Genomic DNA, 1,224 nt, shown 5'->3' with positions numbered 1-1,224 from the left:
ACGCGGCCAGCCGCGCCGCCGCGCGGTCGGACAGCACCGGGCAGGTGCCGAGCACCGCCGCGGTCTCCGCCAGCACGCCGGTGCAATGCAGCACGATGTCGCAGCCCGCCCCGATCGCCGCCGCGGCCAGGTCGTTCGACAGCCCGCGCATCGCGCCCATCGCCAGGTCGTCCGACACCAGCAGCCCGTCGAACCCGATCTCGCCCCGGATCACGCCGTCGATCACCCGGGGTGACAGCGTCGCCGGCCGCGCCGCGTCCCAGGCGGCATAGAGGATATGGGCCGTCATCGCCCAGGCCCCGCAACCCGACAGGTCGCGGAACGGCGCGATATCGGCCGCGAGGTCCGCGGCGGAGGCCGCCACCCGGGGCAGGCTCTCATGGCTGTCCACCAGCGCCCGTCCATGGCCGGGGATGTGCTTGATCACGGGGATGCAGCCCGCCGACTGCAGCCCGCGCACCCAGGCCGCGCCCAGCCGCGCCACCTCAACGGGATCGGCCGAGAAGGCGCGGTCGCCGATGACGTCGTGCGCGCCGGGCAGGCGCAGGTCGAGCAGCGGCGCACAGACGACGTCGAGCCCCGCCGCCGCGCAATCCATGCCGATCAGCGCGGCATTGGCCTCCGCCGCCGCGTCCGGCCCGCCCTCGAAGCTCGCCGGCACCGGATAGGCCGGCCAATGCGGCGGCCGCAGCCGCGCGACCCGGCCGCCCTCCTGGTCCACCAGGATCGGCGCCTCGGCGCCCAGTTCCTCGCGCAGCGCGGCGGTCAGCCCGGCCAGCTGCGCCGGGCTCTCCACGTTGCGCCGGAACAGGATGGCGCCGAGCGGCCGGTGCCGCCGGAACAGCGCCGCCTCCTCGCTCGCCAGGGTGGTCCCGGCGATCCCGACGATCGCGGCGATGGCAGGGGTGGCGCTCAGCTGCGCACCGGCACGCAGGCACCGCGGCGGGCGCGGACCTGCTCGCAGAACTGCGCCGCGGCCTCCGCATCGGGCAGGCCGCCCGTACGCAGCCGGAACAGCGGCGTCTGCCCCTCCCCGCGGTCCAGCCGGGAGATCTGTGGGCTGCGGCCCTGGAACAGTTCCGGCACCAGGCGGTTCAGGCGGTCCCACTCCGCCCGCGCGGCCTCCTCGGTGGGCAGCGCGCCGAGCTGGACCTGCACCCGGCCGCCGGTCATCGGGCGGGGCGGCGCAGGCTGGGCCGGCGCGGCCGCGGCCGGCACGGGTGG

The 1,224-nt window shown here is 77.0% G+C and carries 2 protein-coding genes; both read right to left on the bottom strand.

The window, feature by feature from the left end:
• The coding region (locus OZN99_RS31970; protein ID WP_408611996.1) for a glycoside hydrolase family 3 N-terminal domain-containing protein at positions 1-796 on the bottom strand (796 nt) is incomplete at its 3' end.
• Positions 797-912: 116 nt separating this feature from the next.
• Positions 913-1,224 (bottom strand): SPOR domain-containing protein (locus tag OZN99_RS31965; protein WP_270939215.1); only part of this gene is annotated, 312 nt, incomplete at its 5' end.

The organism is Falsiroseomonas oryzae (assembly GCF_027856955.1).
In the GTDB taxonomy this organism is placed as follows: domain Bacteria; phylum Pseudomonadota; class Alphaproteobacteria; order Acetobacterales; family Acetobacteraceae; genus Falsiroseomonas; species Falsiroseomonas oryzae.
The sequence above is the reverse complement of the archived record's forward strand: the minus strand, read 5'-3'. Positions and strand labels throughout refer to the sequence as shown.